Here is a 17,777-nt window from a genome sequence, read left to right as displayed (position 1 = left end):
TCAGCCCTTCCGGATGTTGACGATGGTGTCGTTCCAGCGGAACTGGCCGTTGCTGCGGTACTGGTTGTAGTTCCAGGTCTGGTAGCGCTGGTAGGTGGGCCACGGGTCGCCGACCATGATCGACTGGTTCGCCGAGTCGTAGCCGTAGATCACCTCGGCGTGGCCACCACCGGAGGTCCAGTAGATGCCCGTCAGGTTCAGGATCCCGGAGTCGATCTGGCTGACGACCGAGCTGAAGCCGATCGGGCCGCCCGCGTCCTGCGCGGAGAAGCCGGTGCCGCGGAAACCGCGGACGATCTCGTAGATCTGGGCCGGCTGGTTCGGGCAGTATCCGGCCGAGGTTCCCTTGCCCGCGGCGCAGAACTGGGCCTGGGTGGCGGTGCCGCCCAGCGACCGCTCGATGCTCGAACCGTCGGCTGCCCAGCACCATTGGTTGTACTGCTGCACCTGCTGGGTGTAGTTCAGCTGCTTGGACGCGGCCGTCGCGGCGACCGTCGTCGCGGTCCCGGCCACCGGCGCGATCTCCCGCACTTGAGTGTGGGTCTGGGTCTTGATCAGGCCGCTGGGCCGGTCCCCGTCGCCGGACTGCGCCAACGCGGTGGCGGGCAGCATGCTCAGCGCGAAGACGGCGGCTCCGGTCGCCAGCACGGCCCTCGAAAGGCTCTTCACAGATGTCTCCTTTGACATGGGGATGGGGAGATCACCGTGCGCCGCACCGGCTTCGGGAACAACGCCCTCACCAGGCGCGAAGGAGGATCTGTGATCGTTCACGGTCCGCCACCGGCGGAGTACGGGCCGCCGCGCAAGATTCACGGTGCCTTCACAGAGGCTGTGAATCCGCCACGGGTGTCGCGAGTGTGGTGGACCGGGACCGGCCCCGCAACGTGACCTCCTCAGTCGCCTTCCACCGCGCGGCCTCGGCTTCGGCGGCCGACTCGATCGCCGTCCACGAAGCGAGCAGCCGGGCTTCGACGTTCTTCGCCAGCTCGGTGAGCCGGGCCGCTTCGTTCACCGGATCGCCGATCACCGTGTACTCGAACCGCCGCGGGTCGCCGACGTTCCCGGCGACCACCTCACCCGTCGCCACGCCGATCCCGGCCGGGCATTCCGGCACCTCCGCCGCCAGCCTGCGCGCGATCGCCCGTCCCGTGGAAAGCGCGAGGGTCGCGTGGTCCTCCAGCCGCACCGGCGCGCCGAAGATCGCGAGCGCGGCGTCACCGACGAACTTGTTGACCAGCCCGTGGTTGCGGTCGACCTCGTCGACCACCACCGCGAAGAACCGGTTGAGCAGGCCGACGACCTCCTCGGGCGGACGGCTCGCGGCCAGGGCGGTCGAGCCGATCAGGTCGACGAACAACACCGACACCGTCCGGACCGTGCCACCGAGTTCGGCCGACGTGCGCATCGCCTCGGTCGCGACGTCCTCGCCGACATGCCTGCCGAACAGGTCCCGCAAACGTTCGCGTTCGGCGAGACCGACGGCCATCCCGTTGAAACCCGCTTGCAGCAGACCGAGTTCGGTGCCGTCGTAGACCGGGATCTCGACGGTGAAGTCACCGGCACGGACCCGGCCCAGCGCGTGCTGCACCGACCGGATCGGATTCACCACGGCGCGGGCGGTGAACACCGTCACCAGCAGTCCGAAGACGAGTACCACCAGCCCGAGGGCGATCACCGAGATGGCGAGTTTCGTCGTCGACACGTCGCCGCGTGCCCACGCCAGCACCGCCGTGACCACCAGCCCCGCCACCGGCACCCCGGTGCCGAGGCACCAGAACAGCAGCATCCGCAGGTTCACCCCGCCGCTGAGCGGCCGCGCCGGCACGGTGCCGGACAACGCCAGCGCCGCGTACGGCCGCAGGATGAATTCCCCGGCCAGATAGGCGATCGCGCAGACGACCACCCCCGCGAACGCGACGACGAGCAGTTCGGTGAGCATGACCCGCGGCTGCACCAGCGCGGCCAGCACGCCGAACACGACGGTCGCGATACCCCACAACACCGCCTGGACCAGCGTCAGGCGCAGCGGGACCCGAAGGCTCGACGCGCGTTCTTCGTCGGTCGGCGTCCGGCCCTCGGCCGCCCACCGCAACGTCCGCAGCGCGCCGCGGGTGCCCCACAGCGCGCCCACCACCACGGCGGAGACCACGTAGACCGGGACCGCGATCGCGGTCACCCGGATGAGTTCGCCGGACATGCCGGGGGCGGGCATGAGCAATGCCGCCAGCCCGACCACGACCAGCGCGCCGATGACGTTGGTCGCGATCAGGGTCCCGGTGAGCAGTCCCTGGACGCGACGGCGCAACACGGCCGGGTCCTGAGCGAGCGGGCCGAGCAGCCAGGAGCCGAACGGCCCTTGCCCGCGGCCCCGAACAGAGGAGTCGTTGTCTGATCGCACCCGTGTCCCGCCGTTCACCCGGTTTGAGTGAACGACTGTACACCGAAAGGGGCGTGTCCGTCAGCGGACGGTGCCGGAGCCGATCAGGGTGGTGGCGTCGAGTTCGGTCAGCCCGTCGGCGCGCAAGGACTCGAGATAGCGCTCGCGCACCCGCTCGACGACGCCGGGCTCCAGATCGTCGAGCAGTCCCCGGAATCCGGAGCCGATGACGACCAGCCAGGCGATCTCCGGTGTCATGGTCAGCCGCAGTTCGTTGACCACGACGTCCACATCGGACAGATCCCGCCCGGAAAGCCACTCGGCATAAGCGCCCGCCTGGTCGATGCGATCGATCAGGCTCGGTTCACGCTCCGGCGGCGGCGCGGACTCGGTCACCGCCGCGACCGCGCGGCCGAGATGACGGCCCGCGGCCACCATGGACCCGCCGCGCCAGATCGTGAACACCACCCGGCCACCGGACCGGGCCCTGGCGATCAGCCGGTCGGTCCCGTCCGTCATATCGGGGAAGAAGAAGATGCCGAGCGCGGACTGCACGACGTCGTAGCCGCCGGTGTCCCACGCCGTCGCGTCGGCCTCGTGCGCGCGCAACTGCGGCAAGCCGGCCGAAAGACGGCGCAACTCGCCGATCATCGGGCCGGAGAGATCGAGCGCGTCCACCACACCCCCGGCACCGACCGCGTGCGCCGCCGGAATCGCCGAAGCCCCGGTGCCGCAGCAGGCGTCGAGGACACGGTCTCCCTCGGTGAGCCCGGCGGCGGCCACCGTTGCCGCGCCGATCGGCTCCCACAGATACCGCCCGAGCGCGGCGAAATCGGCGGCGGCCGCGTCGAAGGCGCGCTGGGTTCCCACTTTGCGAGAGGACATGCCGCGACGATATCCGTTTCGCGCTCCGTGCGAACCCGCCTGCGACGGACGGAGGCCGCGGGAACACCCGTCCAGCGGGCGATTCGAGGACGTTCCGGCCCTAGCGTGGCCGGTATGAGGAAAACTCTGCTCGCGCTGCTCGGCGCGGCCGCCGTCCTGGGCTCGATCGCCACCCCGGCCGCCGCGACCACGCTGGAGACCAGGGAGTTCGTCGGCTACGGATCGAGCGACTTCGGCCTCGCGCTCTTCTACGCCCGCCAAGACGCCAAGAAAAAGGCGGAACGGGCCGGGTTCACCGACTGCGAGGAATACTCCAAGATCGTCATTTCACCCTACGACGCGACGGTCTTCTGGCGCTGCACGCGCTGAGACCGATCCGGCGCGGCCGTGGCTCCGAATACCGGACATGGATCAAGGAGACCTCGTCCCGGACTTCACCCTGCCCGACGACACCGGCCAGGACCGCACGCTGTCGGAGTTCTTGTCCACCGGCCCGGTCGTGCTGTTCTTCTACCCCGCCGCGATGACCGGGGGCTGCACGGCCGAGAGCTGCCACTTCCGCGATCTTGCCGCGGAGTTCCGCGAGGTCGGCGCCCACCGCGTCGGGATCAGCCCGGACGGGATCACCAAGCAGCGGGAATTCTCCGCCCTGCATGGCTTCGACTATCCGCTTCTGTCCGATGTGGATGGAGAAGTCGCCAAACTCTTCGGCGTCTGGCGCCGGTTCAGCCCGCTGCACGCCAAGCGGCGCACCTTCGTGATCGACACCGATCGCCGGATCCTCGCGGTGATCAAGAGCGAGCTGAAATTCGACGTCCACGCCGACAAGGCGCTCACGACCCTGCGGGAACGGACTCCCCGCACCTGACGCCGGTCTCGGCCACGGCCGACGTTGCGAAAGCCACTTTCGCAACCTTCAACGTTGCGAAAGTGGCTTTCGCAACCCCAGCGGCGATGGCCCTAACCGTCCTCGCCACTCACGAGGCGGGAAAGCGCTGCCGTGCCGTCGAAAAGCGCCCGCGAGCGGGCCGTGATCCCGGCGTCCCTGGCGGAAAGCGCGGAAGCGACGTCCTCCAGCCGCCGGGATCGCCGCAGTTCCGGCATCAACGCGCGCAGGGGCGCGACGCGGTAGCCCGCCAGCCGAAGCTGATGCACGATCCGCGCGTCCCGCACCTGGGACGGCGTGTACCGCCGCGTCCCCCGCTGATCGCGGCCGGGCACGACGAGCCGTTCCGTGTCCCAGTGCCGCAGGGTCGACGGGCGCACGCCGAGCGCCGACGCGAGCTCGGAGACGCTCATCGAGTCCGAGCCGCGCACGTCTTCGATCGGCTCCCCGGAGATCACCCGGACGGCTTCCCTGGCGTCCCGGAGATCCGCGCGTTCGGCGTCGAGCCCGGCGTGGGCCGCGTCGAGGCGCGCGAGGACCTCGGGGAGCGGATCTTGGTGCACGGCGCGGACGATCTCCTTGGCCTCGACCGGCCCCACCGCGGGGGCGAGCGCGCGGTAGGCCAGCGCGGACCGGAGGTGGATCTCGCCGTAGCTCCGGTAGCCCGAAGCCGTCCGCGACGCCGCCGGGAGCACGCCGTCGCGTTCGAGGTTGCGCACCTGCTGGACGGAGTACCCCGCCAGGCGGGCGACCTCCGCCGTGCGCATCGATTTGAGACTTGACACCTTCACCCCGTCGAAAACGCGCTCGAACCCTCCACAAGCACTTTAATGCCACGCTTGAGCACATGACCATCGAAGAGATCATCGGCCTCGTCTCGGGCCTCGACGGCGTCCTGACCCTCACCCCGGGGCCGGGTGACGAATGGCCGGAGCTCAGCTGGGGCGACGCGTTCTTCTACTACTCCCCCGACGGCGTCGTCCCGACCAACGTCCAGCCCTTCGCCACCATCGTGACCAAGAACTACCCCGGCGACGAGACCTCGCGGCTGGACCGCCCGGACACCTTCCGCGTGAACATCCAAGCCGGCAAGAAGGAGTTCGCCCGCGATCTTGGCCAGAACCCCGCCGACACCGACACCCTGATCGCCCACCCCGTGTACGGGAACGCGGGCTGGCTGGCGGTGGTGAACCCGGCGTCGAACACCGAAACGGCCACTCGCGAGCTGCTTGAAACGGCCTATCGGCTGGCCCGAGCCCGGTACGAGCGGCGGGCGGAATCCGCGCGCGACCGGTAGAGCGAATATCTTGGGGCGGTGGGCCGGAACCTTCGAACCCGTGATCGGCTCAGGCCGGTCGACCTCGCGCGCGAGCACGGCCTGTCCGCGCAGGCGGTCCGCAACTACGAGGCGGACGGCATCCTCCCCGCCGCCGAACGCGGCCCGCAGGGCTATCGCACCTATACGCCCTTGCACGCGCAAGCCCTGCGTGCCTTCCTCGCCCTCGTGCCGGGACACGGCCACGCGACGGCGGCGTCGATCATGCGGGCGGTCAATCGGGACGACGTCGAGGAGGCGCTCCGGCTCGTCGACGAAAGCCACGCGCAACTGCTCGACGACCGCCGCACCCTCCAGGCCGTCACGGCCGCGCTCCGCGATCTCGAACCCGTGCCCCAGGAACGGGGTGACCTGTTCGTCGGCCCGCTGTCCCGGAAACTCGGCGTCCGGCCGGCCACCCTGCGCGAGTGGGAACGGGCCGGCCTTCTCCGTCCCGAGCGTGACCCGAGGACGGGCTACCGCGTCTACAACGCGGCCGACGTCCGCGACGCGAAGCTGACCCATCAGCTCAGGCGGGGCGGCTATCTCCTGGAGCGGATCGCGCCGGTGCTCGACCAGGTCCGCTCGGCGGGCGGCGTCGTTCCGCTCGAGTCGACGCTGCGCGACTGGCACGCCCGGCTCGCGGCGAGGGGACGCGCCCTGCTCTCCGGTGCCGCCGCGCTGAACGCCTACCTCGCTGACACTTTTGGGACAATGGCACTTCCGCGCAATTGAATACGCGGGCAATTCGCGCTTTCCGCATACGAAAGTAGGTCCGCGATCACGGATCCTACTTTCGGCGCTACGACATGCCGTGCGGGCGCTCGTACTGTGCGTCACGTCGAGATGAACCGCCCGGTCCCCTGCGCTTTCCGAACATATTCCGGCGGTTCGTCGTTCCCTCCTTATCGAAGGAAATTCGCATGCGAATTCGCGGACCCGTCATGCTCACCCTGTTCAGCGTCTGTGCCGGAATCGGCGCGCTCGCCGTCCCGGCGACCGCCGCGCCGGTCACGTCCTACGACCAGACGATGCTCCAGACGCTCGCCGCCCAGCTCAAGGTCAGCCCGCTTCAGGCCGCCCAGAAGCTGGACCATGAGAAGAACCTGATCGCGTCGCTGGACAACGTCAGAAATCGTGGCCTCCACACCGACGGCGCGTACTTCGACAACGCAGGTGCCCTCGTGGTGAACGCCGACGCCGGTTCCGCGAAGGAACTTCGCTCCGCCGGGCTGTCCCCGCGCACCGGTGCTCGCGGCGAGAACGCGCTGAACGCCCTGTCCGCCAAGGTCGGCACGGTGATCGGCAAGGACGTCACCCAGGTGCAGTCCTGGGGTCCGGAACTCGCGGCCGACCAGGTCGTCGTCACCGTGCAGCCGGGTGCCGACAGCGCCCTCGTGCGCCGTCTCACCGCGCTGCCCGGCGTCGCGGTCCAGACCGGTGTCGCCAACGGCAACACCACGCAGGCCGACGTCATCCCCGGCCAGATCATGGACCTCGACCCGGGCACCAACTGCTCGCTCGGCTTCCCCGGCACCACCAGCAGCGGCAACAACGTGCTGCTCACCGCCGGGCACTGCGTCGAAGGCAACCCGGACATCCTCAACCGCAACGGCGTCCACATCGGCCGCGGTGTCGCCACCCAGTTCCCGTCGACCGACATGGGCCTGATGGACATCGACGCCGAAGACACCGGCCGCGGCTACGTGGACACCCGCAAGGGCACCACGGTGCGGATCACCGGCAGCTCGAAGGCGCCGGTCGGCACCACGCTGTGCAAGGCGGGCAACACCACCGGCTGGACCTGCGGCAAGATCACCGCGTACAACCAGACCGTGCGCTACAGCGGCGAAAGCGTCGCCACCACCGGGCTGGCGAAGTCGACCGTCTGCACCGAGGGCGGTGACAGCGGCGGCGCCTACATCGCGGGCAACACCGCGCAGGGCATGACCTCCGGCGGCCCGGCCGACGGCCACGACTGCGGTTACAACGAAGGTGCCAACGCCACCGGCTCGTACTCCTACTACCAGCCCGTCGTGGACGCGGCGAACAAGTACGGCGTCACGCTGACCCGTTCCTGACGAACGAAACGACGATGCCGGGGAGCCATCGCTCCCCGGCATCGTCGTTTCTAGGAGTTCAGGATCTGCTCGCGCAGGATGTCCGCGTGGCCGCCGTGCTGGGCGAGTTCCCGCAGCATGTGCAGGTACACCCAGCGCAGCGGGAGCGGGCCGCGCCGGTTCCCGTGGATCAGGTCGTCCAGTTCGAGGGCGGCCGCGGCCTTGCGGGACACCTCACAGGCTTCGCGGTATGCCTGCCGCACGGAGGCGATCGTGTCCTCCTCGGTGAGGATGAACGATTCGTCGGGTGTCTCGGGGAGACCGATCTCGGTCCGCGGGCGGCAGGTGATCCCTTCGACGAACCACACCTTTTCCACGAAGGTCGCGTGCTTCACCAGACCGAGCAGGGTCGTCCGGGAGGGGACGAGCGACCGGCGTGCCTGTTCCTCGGTCAGCCCTTCCAGGGATTCGTCCAGGACACGACGATGTTCGTCGAGGAAGACCTCGAACTGCTCGCGGAACGGGTGGTTGAGGACTTCCAGCGTGGACATGCGCGAAGCATCGCAAAGGTTCTCGATCTCGGGCAACCTACTTCAGGAAGCCGATCAGTTCGGCGCTGACGAACGCCGGATTCTCTTCGGCGAGCCAATGTCCCGCCTTCGGCACCTCGACCGCGCGCGCCAGGTTCGCGACGCGGGGCGCCAGCGTGGCCTTCTGCGGTTCGAGCAATCCCTCCGCTGTCATCAGCAAAGTCGGCGTGGAGATGGGTTTCGCGCCGGCGTTCGCGGTCACGTCCTGCCCGAGCGTCCGGTAGAGCTCGAAACCGCCGTGCAGGACCTCCGGCCTGGAGTAGGTACGGGCGTACTCGTCGATCTCCGCGTCGTCGAACGGTGACGGCGCGCCGGGACCGCCGAAGGCCGTTCCCGAGTAGGCGACCTGGGGATAGAACAGGGACAGGTATTCGCGCACGTCGTCGCCGACGACGGCTTCGGGAACCGTCTTCTGCGAGTGGAACGCGATATGCCAGCTCAGGTTCCGGTAGGCCGTCGCGTCGAGCGCGGGTCCCGGCAGCGGCAGATCGAGATAGGCGAGTTTGGTGAGATCGCCGGGGAATTGCGCGGCGTACTGGAAGGCGACGGCGGCGCCGAGGTCGTGGCCGGCGATCCGGGCGTCGCGCAGGCCCAGCCGTCCGGCGACGAGGCCGTGCACGTAGCGGGCGAGGGTGGCCTTGTCGTAGCTGGGCGGCGAGCCGTCGCTGTCGCCTAGACCGGGCAGGTCGAGGGCGTACACCGTGAAGTGTTCGGCCAGCGCGGGCATGACCCGGTGCCAGCCGTACCAGGTCTGCGGCCAGCCGTGCAGCAGCACGAGCGGGGCACCCTTGCCGCCGGTGACGTAATGCATCTTCACCCCGTCGACGTCGGCGAGTTCGTGCCGGAACCCCGGGGGCGGGGCAGCGGTGACCGGAGGCGAACCGCAGGCCGTCAGCAGGACGAGGGCCGCGACGAACGCGGCGGCTCGGTGGAACATGGGGATCTCCGTTTCAGCGCCCGGTGGCGCCATCGATCAGTTCGCGCAGGATGTCGGCGTGTCCCGCGTGCCGCGCGGTCTCCTCGATCAGGTGGGTCAGCGTCCAGCGTCGCGATGCCCGGCGAGGCCCCGCCGCGGTGAGGTCGTCCCAGGAGGCGATCGCTTGATTCGCCTCGGCGACGGTTTCCCGGTAGGCGGCCAGAATCGACGCCGTCGTGTCGTCCGGGCCCGGGTGGAACGTCGCCTTCCAGTCGGTGACGCGGTGGCCGAGCAGCCAATGCCGTTCCACCTGGGTCAGGTGCTGGACCAGGCCCAGCAGATTCGTGCCGGACGGCACGCCGGGAACGCGGGCCCGGTCTTCCGGAACGCCTTCGGCCTTGGCCATGACCGTGGCGCGGAGATAGTCGAGGAACCCGGCGAGCACGTCCTTCTCGCCGGCTCCGGTCGACGGCGGCCCGGTGTCGCGTTTCCGGCTCATCGCCCGGCCCGCCGGAGGATCAGGATGTGGTCGACGACCGTCGCGGTCCGGCCCGCCGGGCCGGTGGCCAGGCGTTCGGCCGCCTCCGCGCGATCGATCGACCAGACCGCCGGGTCGAGGTCCAGCCCGGCCGCCACCTCGCCGGGAGTGGCGAACTCGGCGTCCTGATCCCACGACCACGGCGCGGCGGAACCGTGGTCGACGACGACCAGCCGCCCGCCGGGGTTCACCGAGCCCGCGGCGGTGCGCAGCACCCGCGCCCGGTCCAGTTCGAAGGGCGTGTGGAAGTACTGCGCGGACACCAGGTCGAAGGTGCCCTCGGGGAAGTCTTCGGCGACGTCGACGCGAAGCGCCGTGATCGGCTCGCCGCGTGCCTGGAGCGAACGCACGGCCGCTCCGGAGATGTCGACCGCGGTCACCCGCCAGCCTCGGGCCGCCAGCCAGAGCGCGTCTCCCCCGGCTCCGCAGCCGAGGTCCAGCGCGCTGCCCGGGGTCAGCGAGCCCGCGATCTCGGCCAGTCTCATGTTCACCTTCGGCGTTCCGGCGGCCCGCCGTTCGTGGAGTTCGTCCCAGAATTTCGTAGCGCTCATGATCGCCACCTTCGCCGCCGGTCCGCCGGTTTGGCACGAAAACTTGCCGACCTGGCAAGATCGAGGGCATGGACGAAACGGACGAGGTGCTCGACGCGGTCGGCCCGCGGTTGCGAGCGCTGCGCAAACACCGCGGCCTGACCCTCGCCGAACTGTCGGCGGCGACCGGGATCTCGGAAAGCACGTTGTCACGGTTGGAAAGCGGCGGGCGGCGGCCGACGCTCGAACTGCTGCTCCCGCTCGCCCGGGTGCACGGCGTGCCGCTCGACGACCTCGTCGGCGCTCCCCGGACCGGTGATCCGCGGATCCATCTGCAGCCGATTCACCGCCACGGCATGACGTTCCTCCCGCTCACCCGGCGTGCGGGCGGGGTGCAGGCGTTCAAGATGCTCATCCCCAGCCGGGACGCACCGGCGGAACCCACGCCGCAGACCCACGGCGGCTACGAATGGGTGTATGTCCTCAATGGACGGTTGCGGCTGATGGTCGGCGACCGGGACATGGTCCTCCCGCCGGGAGAGGCCGCCGAATTCGACACCGCGCTTCCGCATTGGCTCGGCTCGGCCGACGGGCACGCCGTCGAAACCCTCGTCCTGTTCGGGCCGCAGGGCGAACGCGCCCATGTGCGGGCGCGTTAGAGCCAGTCGTGCTCGCGCGCGTACCGGGCGGCCTCGTGCCGGGTCTGCGTCTGGGTCTTCTGCATGGCGTTCGAGAGATAGTTGCGCACGGTGCCCTGCGCGAGATGGAGCCGTCCGGCGATCTCGGCGACCGAATAGCCCTCGCCGGTCACCCGCAACACCTCCAGCTCCCGCTCGGTGAGCGGACAGTCGTCGACGACGGCGAGCGCGGAGACGTCCGGGTCGATCCAGCGTTTTCCCTGGTGCAGCGTGGCGATGACGAACGTGATGTGCGACGGGTCGGCGGCCTTGCTGACGAAGCCCTGGACGCCGAGTTTGAGGGCCTTGCGGAGCACGCCGGGTTTCGCGTGCCGGGTCAGCATGAGGATGACCTGGTCCGGCCGGGTGCGCCGGATCTCCGCGACCGCGCCGAGCCCGTCCACACCGGGCATTTCGAGGTCGATGACGAGGACGTCGGGCTCGTGCCGCAGGGTGGCCTCGACCGCCTCGTCGCCGTTCTCCGCCTCGGCCAGGACGGTGATCTCGCCTTCGAGCGGGAGCAACGCGGCCATCGCCTTGCGCAGCAAGGCTTCGTCGTCGGCGAGCACCACCGTGGTCATCGTTCCTCCAGGGCAGGGAAGGACGCCGCCGTCACGAACCGCCCGTCTTCCTGTTCCACCGTCAGTTCCCCGCCGTCGGCGACGACGCGTTGTTCGAGCGCGGCCAGCCCGCGGAGTTCGGGCGGTGGCGTTCGCGGGGCGCCGTCGTTGACGATACTGATGCTCCATTCCGACAGGGTGATCCGCACGCGGGTCGCCTGCGCGTGGCGCAGGATGTTGGTCGTGGTCTCGCGCAGGACCTGGCCGAGCAGCCTGCCCGCCCCCGGATCGACGTCCGCCTCCCGGTCGACGCGCACGCGGATCCCCGCGGCCTCGAAGAGGTTCCTCGCGTTCTCCAGTTCGGCGGAGAGGTTGAGCCGGCGCTGGGCGTAGGCGAGTTCCTTCGTCTGGGTGATCGTGTCGGCCACGAGCGCGTGGATCTCCGCCAGTTCCTGTTTGGCCCGCCCGGCGTCGATGTCCACCAGTTTCGCGGCGAGCGCCGTCTTGAGCTTCACGACGTGCAGCGTGTGGCCCTGGATGTCGTGCAGATCGCTCGCGAACCGGACGCGTTCCCTGATCACGGCCAGTTCCGCCTCCCGCTCGCGCGACTCCTCGAGCTCCTTGACGACGTCGTAGAACCGTTTGTTGGGGAACATCAGGCCGAGCACGACGGCGGTGATCGCGGCCGGCACGAACACGAAACTGACCAGCTCACCGGACACGTCCTCGTTCGAGACCAGCAGTCTCAACGCGCCCACCGCGGCGATGTAGCCGACGAGCGCGACGGCCGCCGGGATCCGATGGCGTGGCAGTTGCGGGACGACGAGGGAGCCCACGAGGAAGACGCCGAAGAACGCCGAACTGCCGCCGACGAGCAGCACCGAGAACGGCCAGACGGCCGCCGTGATCGCCAGGCACGGGATCGCGACCCGTAGGACCTCGCCCGCCGCCCAGCGCACGAAGGCGACCAGGGCCGCCAGCACACCCACGCTCAGGACGACCGCGTGCCACCAGGTCCGCGAATCCGAGGCGACCACGATCACCCCGCCGACGACGAGCAGCGGGACGAACATGGTGAGGTTCAGCTTGCGCAGCTGTCCCTTCGCCGGCTCGGTGTCCACATCAGACATGAGTCCAGTATCGGCTCTCCTTCGGCGGGGGAAACAGTGACACCACGTCATGGTTTCCTCGTGACGTGACCGCACTGGCCGGGGCGTGCCCGGACGGCTGAGATCGAGGTATGACTCCGACAGCGATCGACGTTGACCGGCTGAACCTGAAATACGGCGACTTCCACGCCGTGAAGGATCTGTCCTTTCAGGTCCGGCGAGGCGAGTTCTACGCCCTGCTGGGCACGAACGGCGCAGGGAAGACCTCGACCTTGGAAACCCTGGAAGGACACCGGAATCCGACGTCGGGCACCGTGCGGGTGCTCGGGAAGAGCCCGCGGGACCGCGCGGCCGTGCGCCCCGAGATGGGCGTCATGTTGCAGGAGAGCGGTTTCTCACCGGATCTGACGGTGAAGGAGTCGATTCGCCTGATCGGGGCGCTGACCCGCCGCACGGACCGGCTCGAACGGGTGCTCGGCATCGTGGACCTGACCCGCAAGGCCGACACGAAGGTGTCCCAGCTTTCGGGCGGTGAGAAGCGGCGGCTCGACTTCGCGACCGCGGTGTACGGCTCGCCGCGGCTGGTGTTCCTGGACGAGCCGACCACCGGGCTGGACATCCAGTCGCGGGACGCGCTGTGGGACGCGGTCGACAACCTGCGCGAGGACGGCTCGACGATCGTGCTCACGACGCATTACCTGGAAGAGGCACAGCAGCGCGCCGACCGCATCGGCCTGATGCACCGGGGCACGTTCCACCGGGAGGGCACGGTCGCCGAACTGACGCGGACGCTGCCGTCGGTGATCCGGTTCTCGCTGCCGTCTTCGGCTCCCGTGCTGCCGGTGCAGGGCAAACGGGAACACGACGGGAAGTTCGTCATCGAGACCTTCGGGCTGCAGAAGGACCTGCACATCCTGCTCCGGTGGGCGCGGGACCACGCGATCGAACTACCGGATCTCGAAGCGGGGCCGACCCGGCTCGACGACGTGTTCCGCGCCATCGAAAACGACTGAAGGACTGAGTTGTCATGCTCTCGATAGCCCGTAGCGAACTGATCCAGATCTTCCGGAACCGGTCGGTCCTGATCACCAGCTTCGTGATGCCCCTCGCCATTTCCGCGTTCTTCGTCTACCAGCACGAGGTTTTCGCCGAGATCGGCAGCCTCGGCTACATCGCGGCGATCGTGATGTTCACCGTGTGCGCGTTCGGTCTCTACACCAGCGCGGTGACCACGCTGGCCTCACGACGGCAGAACCTGTTCCTGAAGCGACTGCGCTCCACCGCGGCCGGCGACGCGTCGATCCTGGCCGGGTTGGTGCTGCCGGTCACGGTCATCTCACTCGTCCAGGTGGCCGTGATCATGACCGTGCTGGGCGTCGTCACGGACACGCCCGCCAACGTCGGACTGCTGGTGGTGGCGGTGCTCGCCAGCGTCGCCATGATGATCGGCCTCGGCCTGGCCACCGCGGGTCTGACCAACTCCCCCGAACACGCGCAGGTGACCACTCTGCCGGTCAGCCTCGGCGTGATCGCGGTGGCGAGCTGGGTCGGCATCTCCGGCACCGACGATCTGACGCTGCTCAAACGCCTGCTGCCCGGAGGTTCGGCCACCGAACTCGCCGTCAACGCGTGGAACGGTGGCGTGGCTCTCACCGATTCGTTGCTCCTGCTCGCCCCGACCCTCGCGTGGGTCGTCGTCGCCGTCGTCCTGGCGGCGCGGCTCTTCCGCTGGGAGCCGCGCCGATGACCGGCAGGTCCGGTCGGCTGGAAGCCTGCCGCTCAGCAGGTAGTCACGCACTGCCGTGTCGACGCACGCGTCACCCTTCAAGAAGACCGAGTGGCGGTACGCGCCTTCCACCGTCACCATGCTCGACCCGGCGAGCGCCCTGCGCATCGCGAGTTGTCCCGCGTAGGGCGTCGCCGGATCGCCGGTCGAGCCGAGCAGCAACGCCGGCGCGGTGGTGCGGATGCGGGTGGCGGGTTCGGCGGGAGCCACGGGCCAGAACGCGCACGGAGTGATGTTGCGGGACAACGGGCCGAAGAGGGGCTCGGCGGCGCGATGCTCCTGGATGTCCCGGTAGTACGCCATGGCATCGCGGTCGGCCGCGCGATCGGCGCAGACGACCGGCGTCCCGGCCCGGTCGGTCGCGGCGCCGGAACCCGTCGTCAGGCCGTCGAGAAGCGCGCTCAACGCGGGCGAAGGGTTCGCGGGCAGACCGGCCGCGGCGGCCCGGAGAGTCAGTACGGTGGCGGTGAACTCGGCCTGCGAAGCGGGCCTGTCGTCATAAAGGTTCGCGAAGAACACATACGGCACCGTGTGACCGTCCACTGTGTACTTTCCGACCGCGAACGGCCGCCGCTCGGCCGAACGCGCGATGTCCCGCACGGTCGCCAGGACCTGGTCCACGGTCTCCCCCAGGCCCTTCGCCGTCCGTGCCCAGTTCCGCAGCGCGGCGTCGAGCGACGGTGCGGTCGGGCGGAGCAGCCCGGGCCCGTACGCCTCGGGATCCACCGCCGAGTCGAGCACGAACCGGTCGGCCCGCGAACCGAACATCTGGAGATACACCGCGCCGAGGTACGTCCCGTAGGAGGCGCCGATGTAGGAGATCTTCCGCTCGCCGAGCGCCTCGCGGACGAGGTCCATGTCCCGTGCGGTGTTGCGGGTCGACGCCGCCCGCAACAACATGGGGTCGTTACCCGAACAACCGCGCGCCAGTTCCTTGGCGAGGGCCACACTTTCGCCGAACGTCTTCAAGTCGGGTCCGGCCGACCGCGTGAACGTGTCGGTCTTCCAGTCGCACCGCAGCGGCGAACTGCGCCCGACGAACCGCGGATCCATGCCGACGAGGTCGTACCGCGCGGCGATCTCCGGCATGAACGCCCCCGCCAAGACCAATTCCCTGGCCGGCCCGCCCGGCCCTCCGGGATTGAGCAGCACCACGCCGCGGCGGCGCGCGGGATCGGTGGCCTTCATCCGGGCCAGCGCGACCGTGATCCGGCGTCCGCGCGGATGGCGGTAGTCGACCGGCACGGCGACGTCGGCGCACTGCGCGCCCGCTTTGTCCAGCTCCACGCCGACGCTGTCGCCGGGCCCGGTCACGCAACCGTGCCAGGTGATCGACTGGGCCGCGGTGGCGGTCGCCGGAGTCAACGCGGCGGCGACCAGTAATGCCACCAGGGCGGCTGTTTTCCTTGGCAACGCGAACTCCCTGATGTCGAGGAAAATCCCGGGTTTCAGGCTAGGGAGCCGGCTTGTGCGGGGGCGTCCGTCTGCGGTCGGAGACGTCTAGCCCGCTGGGGGGGCTTTTCGGGGTTTCATGGCATGAAAGCAGGATGAAAGCGCTCCCGGGATCGTAAGTGCCTCGCCCGACGTGGGCGGGGAAACAGCTGACGCGAGTCCGGATCCGCCCCGATCGGTGCGTGGTCCGGGCGCTGTCGGCAGATCACGAGGGGATTGTCATGAGAGCTCGTTCGAGGGTCGTCGCAGGTCTTGTGTCGGTGTTGATGGCGCTCGCGCTGACGTTCGTCGGCGCGGGATCCGCGGCGGCGGACCAGTCGAAGTCCATCTCCGGGAAGTCGCCGGACGGCGGCGCGAGCTTCAGCGGGACGCTGACGTGGACCGGCCGGGGCAGCTTCAAGGCCGACGTCACGTTGAAGGACGCGAAGTGCGACGGGAACCCCGTCTACTTCTACTTCATCATCAACAAGGGGTGGACGAGCGAGTGGCAGGGCAAGCGGCGCGACAACAACGAGGGCTGCGGCAAGACCATTACCTGGAAGGGCATCGCGGGATCTGACAGCAACGGCATCTTCGGGCCCACACTGCGGGTATGCACGGACATCCGGCCGGGGCTGGACTCTTGCAAGGATTACGGCAACGACAACCCGTACTTCCCGTAACCGGCCTCACCCGCCGATCGGCTCGGGCTCCCGGGTCGATCGGCTCGGGAGGCCTCGGGGTGAACGCCCGGTGGACAACGCCCGCGAGGGGTCGTCGCGCAGCGGCTCAAAACTCCCGGAACGCCGACGCCTGAGCTCGTTGCGTGGCTGTGGCCTGCGTGTTCAACCCGTCGCACCAGCTCGGATACACCCGGAACCCACGTTTGCCCGGCCGCTTCCCTGAGGTGATGCCGAGTTCGGCGAGATGGGCGCCGGTGAACCGGAAAACACCGCGTCGGCCGTGTTGCTCGACGAAGACAAGCAAGCCTGCGGCGGGATCGTCGTCACTGAACGGGGTCGTCGTTCCGCTCGCGCCCCTCTGCCAGAAGGCGACGAAAGCGCCCGGCTTGGCCGGAGTGTTTCGCGCAGTACGGATATGCCACGCCTCGTCGCAGATCTGGACGATTCCCGCCTCGTAGTCGCTGTTCTGCGTCTCGGGGATCACCTCAACGGTCACACCCACTTCGGCCGCATAAGCCTCGAACGCACTGAACTGCACACCGCAAAACTAGCTGCTAGCGGCCGGGCATGCCGAGGGGCCCGTCGCCGGTGTGGCTGGCGGGCTCCTCGGTGTTTCAGACGTGGTGCAGGGTGTTGCGCCGAGGTTTTCGGAGCGGGTCACGGTATTGGGGTGGGATGAACTCCGGTAGCCCGTCGGCGGCCATGCGTACTTCCCAGTCACCGTGGTGAATCAACCGATGATGGAAACCACAGACGAGCACGAGATTCCGGAGATCGGTGGGGCCGCCGTCTGCCCAGTGCTCAATATGATGAGCGTGGCAATTCTTCGGCTTCCGATGACAGCCCGGGAATGCGCAACCGCCGTCTCGGATGTTGAGTGCGCGTCTCTGGCCTGGGGTGACGAAGCGTCTCAGGCGACCCATGTCCAGGGGTTCCCCCGAGGCGCTCATCACGATCGGCAGCATGAGGCAGTCGCAGGCGGCGAGCCGGGCTTCCCGTGCCGTCATCGTCCCCACGAAGTCGAGACACGCGGTCCCGAGACCGGACTTCAGTTCCTCAAGCCCGACGGTGACATGCACCAAGGTGCGGTAGCCGCTGGTGCCCGGTTGGTCCGGGCAGGCGATGGCCAGATCGAGCAGCTCGGCCCAGGCATCTCCCATGCGTTCGCACTTCATCCGCAGATCCGCCTGCCCGAACTCATCCACCGGCCGCGGCTGGGCGTGTGCTTCCAGCGCTGCGGCGGTCCGGGCCCCGGTCTCGTCATCGAGCAGGCCGGTGAGCTTCCAGAAGCCGTCCTTGCGCCGCTCCAGGGTGATCTCCCGCCGTGGTTCCTTCGGCTCAGGATCTTTGGGTTCCTTGCCGTCGGGATTCAGCAAGCCTTGCAGGTTCGCCTCGGCCTTGGCGAGCTGCCGCGGACCGGCGTTCGGGGCGAGA

At 69.1% G+C, this 17,777-nt stretch carries 21 protein-coding genes and 1 pseudogene; 9 read left to right on the top strand and 13 right to left on the bottom strand.

Annotated elements, in window-relative coordinates; translation table 11 throughout:
• The 3 genes from ACSMFO_RS20585 to ACSMFO_RS20575 form a co-directional block, all read right to left on the bottom strand.
• The gene (locus tag ACSMFO_RS20585) at positions 1-669 is read right to left on the bottom strand and encodes a papain-like cysteine protease family protein (protein WP_125735005.1); all 669 of its coding nucleotides are present in this window, start codon (positions 667-669) and stop codon (positions 1-3) included.
• Between the two features lie 151 nt (positions 670-820).
• Entirely contained in the window at positions 821-2,398 is a 1,578-nt protein-coding gene (locus tag ACSMFO_RS20580) for an adenylate/guanylate cyclase domain-containing protein (protein WP_436460115.1), read from the bottom strand.
• 60 nt (positions 2,399-2,458) lie between these two features.
• Positions 2,459-3,262, bottom strand: coding sequence for a class I SAM-dependent methyltransferase (locus ACSMFO_RS20575; protein ID WP_436460114.1), 804 nt, complete (start codon positions 3,260-3,262; stop codon positions 2,459-2,461).
• Positions 3,263-3,376: 114 nt separating this feature from the next.
• On the opposite strand from ACSMFO_RS20575, the gene ACSMFO_RS20570 reads away from it, so the two are divergent.
• A complete protein-coding gene (locus ACSMFO_RS20570; protein ID WP_038511068.1) occupies positions 3,377-3,631 on the top strand; it encodes a hypothetical protein in 255 nt (84 codons plus the stop codon).
• Between the two features lie 37 nt (positions 3,632-3,668).
• Complete coding sequence (locus ACSMFO_RS20565) at positions 3,669-4,130, top strand: peroxiredoxin (protein WP_436460113.1); 462 nt, start codon at positions 3,669-3,671, stop codon at positions 4,128-4,130.
• A gap of 92 nt (positions 4,131-4,222) precedes the next feature.
• Here ACSMFO_RS20565 and ACSMFO_RS20560 read toward each other — a convergent pair whose 3' ends face one another.
• Positions 4,223-4,915: a MerR family transcriptional regulator gene (locus ACSMFO_RS20560; protein ID WP_436460112.1), complete on the bottom strand. Its 693-nt coding sequence runs from the start codon at positions 4,913-4,915 to the stop codon at positions 4,223-4,225.
• Between the two features lie 80 nt (positions 4,916-4,995).
• On the opposite strand from ACSMFO_RS20560, the gene ACSMFO_RS20555 reads away from it, so the two are divergent.
• The 3 genes from ACSMFO_RS20555 to ACSMFO_RS20545 all read left to right on the top strand — a co-directional run bounded on the left by ACSMFO_RS20555 (position 4,996) and on the right by ACSMFO_RS20545 (position 7,544).
• Positions 4,996-5,445 carry a DUF6194 family protein gene (locus ACSMFO_RS20555; protein ID WP_436460111.1) on the top strand — a complete coding sequence of 150 codons (450 nt, stop codon included), beginning with the start codon at positions 4,996-4,998 and terminating at the stop codon, positions 5,443-5,445.
• A gap of 18 nt (positions 5,446-5,463) precedes the next feature.
• Complete coding sequence (locus ACSMFO_RS20550; protein ID WP_436460110.1) at positions 5,464-6,198, top strand: TioE family transcriptional regulator; 735 nt, start codon at positions 5,464-5,466, stop codon at positions 6,196-6,198.
• A gap of 188 nt (positions 6,199-6,386) precedes the next feature.
• Positions 6,387-7,544: a S1 family peptidase gene (locus tag ACSMFO_RS20545; protein ID WP_436460109.1), complete on the top strand. Its 1,158-nt coding sequence runs from the start codon at positions 6,387-6,389 to the stop codon at positions 7,542-7,544.
• Positions 7,545-7,594: 50 nt separating this feature from the next.
• Here ACSMFO_RS20545 and ACSMFO_RS20540 read toward each other — a convergent pair whose 3' ends face one another.
• From ACSMFO_RS20540 to ACSMFO_RS20525, 4 genes are read right to left on the bottom strand one after another with little or no spacing between them, the layout of a single operon-like run.
• The gene (locus ACSMFO_RS20540; RefSeq protein ID WP_436460108.1) at positions 7,595-8,074 is read right to left on the bottom strand and encodes a DinB family protein; all 480 of its coding nucleotides are present in this window, start codon (positions 8,072-8,074) and stop codon (positions 7,595-7,597) included.
• A 37-nt stretch (positions 8,075-8,111) separates the two neighbouring features.
• Positions 8,112-9,050 (bottom strand): alpha/beta fold hydrolase, encoded by a 939-nt coding sequence (locus ACSMFO_RS20535; RefSeq protein WP_436460107.1) that lies wholly within the window; start codon positions 9,048-9,050, stop codon positions 8,112-8,114.
• A gap of 13 nt (positions 9,051-9,063) precedes the next feature.
• Positions 9,064-9,528 (bottom strand): DinB family protein, encoded by a 465-nt coding sequence (locus tag ACSMFO_RS20530; RefSeq protein ID WP_436460106.1) that lies wholly within the window; start codon positions 9,526-9,528, stop codon positions 9,064-9,066.
• Complete coding sequence (locus ACSMFO_RS20525; RefSeq protein WP_436460105.1) at positions 9,525-10,118, bottom strand: class I SAM-dependent methyltransferase; 594 nt, start codon at positions 10,116-10,118, stop codon at positions 9,525-9,527. The genes ACSMFO_RS20530 and ACSMFO_RS20525 overlap by 4 nt, the downstream gene beginning before the upstream one ends.
• A gap of 68 nt (positions 10,119-10,186) precedes the next feature.
• Here ACSMFO_RS20525 and ACSMFO_RS20520 point away from each other — a divergent pair, with 68 nt between their 5' ends.
• Positions 10,187-10,756 carry a helix-turn-helix domain-containing protein gene (locus tag ACSMFO_RS20520; RefSeq protein ID WP_436460104.1) on the top strand — a complete coding sequence of 190 codons (570 nt, stop codon included), beginning with the start codon at positions 10,187-10,189 and terminating at the stop codon, positions 10,754-10,756.
• Here ACSMFO_RS20520 and ACSMFO_RS20515 read toward each other — a convergent pair.
• A complete protein-coding gene (locus ACSMFO_RS20515) occupies positions 10,753-11,355 on the bottom strand; it encodes a response regulator transcription factor (RefSeq protein WP_038511038.1) in 603 nt (200 codons plus the stop codon). The genes ACSMFO_RS20520 and ACSMFO_RS20515 overlap by 4 nt on opposite strands.
• Positions 11,352-12,455, bottom strand: coding sequence for a sensor histidine kinase (locus ACSMFO_RS20510; RefSeq protein ID WP_436460267.1), 1,104 nt, complete (start codon positions 12,453-12,455; stop codon positions 11,352-11,354). Before ACSMFO_RS20510 ends, ACSMFO_RS20515 begins: the two co-directional genes overlap by 4 nt.
• 119 nt (positions 12,456-12,574) lie before the next feature.
• On the opposite strand from ACSMFO_RS20510, the gene ACSMFO_RS20505 reads away from it, so the two are divergent.
• Both ACSMFO_RS20505 and ACSMFO_RS20500 read left to right on the top strand, forming a co-directional pair.
• Positions 12,575-13,456 carry an ABC transporter ATP-binding protein gene (locus ACSMFO_RS20505; RefSeq protein WP_436460103.1) on the top strand — a complete coding sequence of 294 codons (882 nt, stop codon included), beginning with the start codon at positions 12,575-12,577 and terminating at the stop codon, positions 13,454-13,456.
• A gap of 14 nt (positions 13,457-13,470) precedes the next feature.
• Positions 13,471-14,190: an ABC transporter permease gene (locus ACSMFO_RS20500; protein ID WP_436460102.1), complete on the top strand. Its 720-nt coding sequence runs from the start codon at positions 13,471-13,473 to the stop codon at positions 14,188-14,190.
• Between the two features lie 15 nt (positions 14,191-14,205).
• Here ACSMFO_RS20500 and ACSMFO_RS20495 read toward each other — a convergent pair.
• Positions 14,206-15,417 (bottom strand): annotated as a pseudogene (locus ACSMFO_RS20495) (alpha/beta hydrolase); the annotation flags it as partial.
• A 485-nt stretch (positions 15,418-15,902) separates the two neighbouring features.
• Here ACSMFO_RS20495 and ACSMFO_RS20490 point away from each other — a divergent pair.
• The gene (locus ACSMFO_RS20490) at positions 15,903-16,343 is read left to right on the top strand and encodes a hypothetical protein (protein ID WP_436460101.1); all 441 of its coding nucleotides are present in this window, start codon (positions 15,903-15,905) and stop codon (positions 16,341-16,343) included.
• Between the two features lie 106 nt (positions 16,344-16,449).
• On the opposite strand, the gene ACSMFO_RS20485 is transcribed toward ACSMFO_RS20490, so the two are convergent.
• On the bottom strand, positions 16,450-16,881 hold the full coding sequence (locus ACSMFO_RS20485; protein ID WP_436460100.1) for a MepB family protein: 432 nt from the start codon (positions 16,879-16,881) through the stop codon (positions 16,450-16,452).
• A 76-nt stretch (positions 16,882-16,957) separates the two neighbouring features.
• On the bottom strand, positions 16,958-17,777 hold an 820-nt coding region (locus ACSMFO_RS20480; protein WP_436460099.1), incomplete at its 5' end, for a DUF222 domain-containing protein.

Source organism: Amycolatopsis sp. w19 (assembly GCF_051373225.1).
GTDB lineage: Bacteria > Actinomycetota > Actinomycetes > Mycobacteriales > Pseudonocardiaceae > Amycolatopsis > Amycolatopsis japonica.
This window is presented reverse-complemented; position numbering and strand designations above follow the sequence as displayed.